The organism is Sporosarcina highlanderae (genome assembly GCF_030433715.1).
Lineage (GTDB): Bacteria > Bacillota > Bacilli > Bacillales_A > Planococcaceae > Sporosarcina > Sporosarcina highlanderae.
In genome coordinates this window covers 1-5151 of record NZ_JAROCC010000025.1, presented here as the reverse complement: position 1 = coordinate 5151, position 5151 = coordinate 1, and the positions used below count along the sequence as shown (strand labels likewise).

7 protein-coding genes are annotated in these 5151 nt (G+C 34.3%); all 7 read right to left on the bottom strand.

Going from position 1 to position 5151, the window contains the following annotated elements:
• Positions 1-93 precede the first annotated feature (93 nt).
• The gene (locus tag P5G49_RS17425; protein ID WP_301245933.1) at positions 94-435 is read right to left on the bottom strand and encodes a hypothetical protein; all 342 of its coding nucleotides are present in this window, start codon (positions 433-435) and stop codon (positions 94-96) included.
• 144 nt (positions 436-579) lie between these two features.
• Positions 580-1080 carry a hypothetical protein gene (locus P5G49_RS17420; protein WP_301245932.1) on the bottom strand — a complete coding sequence of 167 codons (501 nt, stop codon included), beginning with the start codon at positions 1078-1080 and terminating at the stop codon, positions 580-582.
• Positions 1081-1249: 169 nt separating this feature from the next.
• Complete coding sequence (locus P5G49_RS17415) at positions 1250-1771, bottom strand: hypothetical protein (protein ID WP_301245930.1); 522 nt, start codon at positions 1769-1771, stop codon at positions 1250-1252.
• A 76-nt stretch (positions 1772-1847) separates the two neighbouring features.
• Complete coding sequence (locus P5G49_RS17410; RefSeq protein ID WP_301245928.1) at positions 1848-2279, bottom strand: WapI family immunity protein; 432 nt, start codon at positions 2277-2279, stop codon at positions 1848-1850.
• A 297-nt stretch (positions 2280-2576) separates the two neighbouring features.
• Positions 2577-2945 carry a phosphoglycerate mutase family protein gene (locus tag P5G49_RS17405; RefSeq protein ID WP_301245926.1) on the bottom strand — a complete coding sequence of 123 codons (369 nt, stop codon included), beginning with the start codon at positions 2943-2945 and terminating at the stop codon, positions 2577-2579.
• Between the two features lie 336 nt (positions 2946-3281).
• Entirely contained in the window at positions 3282-3821 is a 540-nt protein-coding gene (locus P5G49_RS17400; protein ID WP_301245924.1) for a GNAT family N-acetyltransferase, read from the bottom strand.
• A 687-nt stretch (positions 3822-4508) separates the two neighbouring features.
• Positions 4509-4982 carry an NUDIX domain-containing protein gene (locus P5G49_RS17395; protein WP_301245922.1) on the bottom strand — a complete coding sequence of 158 codons (474 nt, stop codon included), beginning with the start codon at positions 4980-4982 and terminating at the stop codon, positions 4509-4511.
• Positions 4983-5151 lie beyond the last annotated feature (169 nt).

Here is a 5151-nt window from a genome sequence, read left to right as displayed (position 1 = left end):
TAAAAAACCTGAGTTGCGTCTTCTTTAGTGTTGTCATTTTTGCGTAGTTGAGAGTTTAATTTTCATGGGAGTTGAAGAAGAAGGTTCATTTTCTTATAAACTGTTTAACTCCTTTAACCATTTAAGTAGCCATTCTTGTGGTAAGGAAACTTGAGATAAGTCTAATGTTTGTAATTCTTTAAGCGTATAAGTATTGATTAAATACAAATCCCATTGACATTCGATATCCCTTGCGATGCCATTGACCAGTGAATCATACTCATTCAATTCTTCACCTTCATCATCATCAAATGCCATCGTTAAATTATCGCACCATATAGCAAAATCATATTGAGAAAACTCGTTTTCTCCCCTACAGATAGTATCTAATAATGTCCTGAAGTTTTCAGATGTATACGGGAGTTTTATTCGGGTTTCATTCCAATTCCAATCCATTTATGAATCTCACTCCCTTTAATTGTTTTATCCACTAATCTTCTTCAACTAACCTGCCCCTTTAGTTCAATTAGAAAAAAGCTTTACTCCTTCTTGAAGTAAAGCACCCGTTATTGAAAATACGCATCAATCAGCAACGCACCGTTACCAAGCAATGGTTATTAAGTCAGGTTCAACGAATTCTATTACAAATTTTGGTGATATGCAAAATACATACTGTTGATAGGAATCTTCCGCTGCTAAATGAATAATATTTTCAATTACCTTAGATAGTGGCATTTTTACCCAAGGAAATGTACTCCAAGGTGGTAGGTCGTCTTGCAAGAAAAGATAAATTAAATTATCAGTGTATAGTTCTTTATCATTTAAAAACAAGGCTACCTTATCGCTACTAACATTGTGCATAACGAACTTGTTATTCATTTTCTCTAAGTCCAGACTTACCCATTCAATTATTGGGATGCTCTCTATTAATTCAGTTTTCACTTTTTCCCTTTCCTCATCATCTAACAGCCTAATACCTTCTTTAGTTGAGAAAGGCTCCAATATCCAACCTAATTGCATCTGTATTTCATCATTTCTTTCTTTCTCTTTTTGTTTTTGTAAGAGAAACTCTAATTTTGTTTTTCGTGCATTCGCGTCCATTGTACACCTTCTTTTCTAACTTTTTCTTGCAACAATAACTGGCGTTTCCCGTTTTTCTTGTTGAACTAACCTGCCTCGTTAGTTGAGCAAGATAAAGAGCCATCTAAGCAGTTCAACGATCTTGAAGTAAAGCACCCGTTAGTTCAATAACATTTTTCATTTATTTCTTTTAATATTCAGGTAAAATTTCATAGTAATGCGTTCGCTTCGTCTTATTATCAAATACAACAGATTTATCTAAGAAGAAATACATTCTAAAGCCATTTTCATCCTCTATAATCTTTGGATAGTTGTTTTCCTCATCTTTAACTCGTTTAATTTTATCGTCTGATATTACTCCATAACGAACATAAAACTGATCAAAGTTAGTAAAAGACCAATTAAATCCATTTTCCGCTTGAAGAGGAAGTGAACCTCCTCCGAAATACCATTCCCATTTAGCATTTTTCAATTTAATAAATGCATCGTTAAGTTCATTATCTTTCGTATAAAAAACTACAATACCGTCTTTTATTACTTCTAAATGAATTATCTCTTCTACATCCATATTTGTATCTTTCATTTCATCCAGCAATTGTTGTTTAATGGTTGTAGTTTCATTTTTGTTGTTATCACAAGCACTCAATGAGAATATCGAAACAATAGATAAACAAGCAACTAAACATAATTTAAACCATCTATTCATTTTCAATCTAAATCATCTCCCCTTTTTTACTAAACTGCCCCTTTAGTTGAAGAACGAAGGATTATAAAAATTGAGTTTTTTACTAGGGTTTACCTATGGCAGGAAAATGAATAATGATATCATCTAGTTCTTTTATTAGCATATTTAAATATGTCTGATCTGATTCAAATTTAAATTCAAGTACAGCGCCATTTCCTGCTGGATAGCAAGTCTCTGCATTCCATTTGATTTTACCTAACTTATCTATTTCACCTTCAAACTCTAAATTGCCCTCTAAATTTGTAAAGCTTGCCTTTCCTCTTAACGAATGACGTAATAATTTTAGTTCATTTAGGAACTTTCTTAATTCGTCTGTTCTTAAATCTGCATCAAAACTTACCTTATAACCTGGAATCTCTATTTTAATAGTCGCATTAACCCAATTAGCATCCCAGTAATCAGAACTGTTAGGATAACTTCGATACAACACATCTATTTCTACTTTTGTTTCCTCACCTAAAAGATAGAATTTCATTAAAAACACCTCTAATGCATTTTAATATAGGAACTAATAGGATGAATTAAATAAAACCTTATTGAACTAACCTGCCGCTTTAGTTAAACATTAACAGCTAAGTTGAAACCAACCTGTTTCCCTCGGGAAATCCTCTCGAGATAAGACTTGCCCGGTAATTAATTGACGATTTGAAGTAATCGTACCATCGTGGGAAATGATGTAGAGCCTATCTTTATTTAGTTGTCTACATTTCCAAATAAAACTAAGTGCTAAATCTTCAAATGTTTGTTCAACCATAGTATTTATACCATTGCTTCACAATTCCGCCGAAGATTCCAGATCCAATTCAAAGGTTGGATATTCATTTTTGATGCTCTCTAAAGCAAGGATCTTATCACAATGTAACGTCTTTTTGTAAGGGAGAATTGGAAACATTCGAGGAGATACTAATGGGCTTACAATCTTACGACAATTTACACCTTCACTAAAAATGGTCGATGTTTCTAATGTTCTTCTAATTGGGCTAATGAAAATGACATCCCCTTCAATTAACTGGAATTGAGCTTTTAATTTTCTTGCTTGTTCAATACCTAAAGGAGTTAATGAAGGATCTCTATGCTGTAGGCTCCTGGGCAAATCCAATGTATGCTCCCCTTGACCGTGTCGAATCATTATTAAATTCACCCCATCACCACCAATTCAGTTTTCTTCTAACCTGCCCCGTTAGTTCAATAAGCCATTAATTTCTTAAGAACTTAAACATCCGACTTGTTTAACAATCTGGCCCGATTGTTTTCTATGGTTGCCCTTTAGGCAACCATTTCGCCCGAATAAGATTTATTCAATAATCGCGCCCGATTGCTGAAGATTGCTATTGAAGTAAACTGCTCTACATTACGGTTCGCGGAAGCGTGCACTTTTTTGCACGGCTAATGTTGTGCTTTCTTTTTGCATTTTTGCTATTGACTTCGCATAGTTGGTCTTATACTGTACGATGCACTCTTCAAATTGTTGTTAGCTTTATAATCCGAGTCTGGCACCTACTTCTGCATACTCTATATCTTTTCTTTCTGCATTCCAATTACCCAATGTTTGTCCGTTCCATATCGCTCCTGTTTCAACGAAACCGACATACGCATACAACTTCCGGGCGGCTTCGTTTACCATCCAATATGATGTAGAAACTGCATCGGCTTTTCCTTGTGGAAACGACTTTATGTAATCAATAACTTTCATCATTGCTTGTTTGCCAAATCCTTTGCCTTGATGCTTTTTATCAATCATAAAGCGATTAAGTCCATAAGTAGATTTATCTCCATATTTTTCACATAAAAATGCACTTTCCGCCAGTTCGTAAGATCCAATATCGACATATCCTATGACTTCATCATTGTTGCATATAGCGAAGATCATAGGAGGTTTTTCGTCGTTGAGTATCTTTACATAGGCTTTAGCCAAACAATATATGCTGGAATCCACATTTCCTTTCTGCTCATCTGTTATGCTTAACTTCAACACTGCCTCAAAATTATCGTGGGTAATCTTTCTTAACTCAATCATTTTTCTTCCCTACTTCCGAAAATATAAATTCGCTCCACCTGCCCGTAACGCCGTTCTCGTCCCAATATTTTAACTAAGCCATTAAATGGCCCGATTGTTGAACACAAGTTAGACAACGCTCTTCAACTAACCTGCACCTTTAGTTAAAGATGAAGAAGGCTTTACTCCTTCTTTTTAAAGCACCGTTCAAAAAGGAATGTATTTACTAAGCAACGTATGAAAGCTTATTTCAACAAAAGTCATCTACAATTAATGGAATATGTAAAATTACTAAAATACTCTTATATAAGGAAAAAGCCGGAATATATTAAGAAAGCACCTATCAACATTAAAAGAAATTTCACAATCCACCAAGGTGCTATACCCAACAAAAAAGAAATTATTAGCCAAGTAATGGTTATGATTATAGAATCTGAAGTAGCGGACGTATTCTCTCCAAATCTCTTATGTTCTTCTCTATTGTAAAAAAAGCTGCCTAAAAAAGTACCTATTCCGAGTAGAATAATAACAACTTTTAAAATGATCACCAAATACCTCTTTTCCATTACTTATAATTCTACATAATATATCTTAAATTTTGTTTCACTTCCTCCTCAACTAAACTGCTCCGTTAGTTGAAGAAAAAAGAGCCGTTGTCTAAGCAGCCACGATCTTCAAGCAAAGCAGCCCGTTAGCACAATAAAACAGTTATTCACTCAAACAAGACCATTCCATCATTGATTTATTAACCGTACCTATAAATATAGTTTTGTCAGTAGGGCTACTTAAAAAATGTTTTAGCATATGATTTACCGTTAAAGGCATTTCTAAGTTTAATACTTCAGAAAGGTCAATCCAATATAATTCACCTTCATCAGAATTTGTAATATTCTCCTGTGAGGTCCTTCCAAAATATATATAGTGTTGACGAATTTCATTTTTACTTCTACGCATTAAAATATAACGAAGTTGGAATTGTTCGATTTCATGCCTTCTTATACCTGTCTCTTCAAAAATCTCTCTTAAACAAGACTCTACGGGATTATTATGTTCAATAGCTTCCACATGTCCCCCAATTCCAGTCCATAAGTTAGAAGCCAAGGTTCTTTCTTTAGAGCGTTTCAACATCAGAACTTTATTATCATTGAGGAGATAAGCTCCAGTTAATTTCCGCATTTTCATCCTTACATTTCCTCCCTTTTGCTATTACTATTATTTCTAATTCTCAACCCAATTGTTGTATACAAGTTAAACAACACTCTTCAACTAACCTACCCCGTTAGCCATCCATGTAGCGCAAAAACAGCACTACACCACAGAGGATGAAAATGTGTGCAGAACGGGTATTGGA

Bases quoted from the DNA above. Each gene is read 5' to 3' on its own strand.
- P5G49_RS17420 (WP_301245932.1), bottom strand. From the start codon at position 1,080: ATGGACGCGAATGCACGAAAAACAAAATTAGAGTTTCTCTTACAAAAA.
- P5G49_RS17410 (WP_301245928.1), bottom strand. From the start codon at position 2,279: ATGAAATTCTATCTTTTAGGTGAGGAAACAAAAGTAGAAATAGATGTG.
- P5G49_RS17400 (WP_301245924.1), bottom strand. From the start codon at position 3,821: ATGATTGAGTTAAGAAAGATTACCCACGATAATTTTGAGGCAGTGTTG.
- P5G49_RS17395 (WP_301245922.1), bottom strand. From the start codon at position 4,982: ATGAAAATGCGGAAATTAACTGGAGCTTATCTCCTCAATGATAATAAA.
- P5G49_RS17425 (WP_301245933.1), bottom strand. From the start codon at position 435: ATGGATTGGAATTGGAATGAAACCCGAATAAAACTCCCGTATACATCT.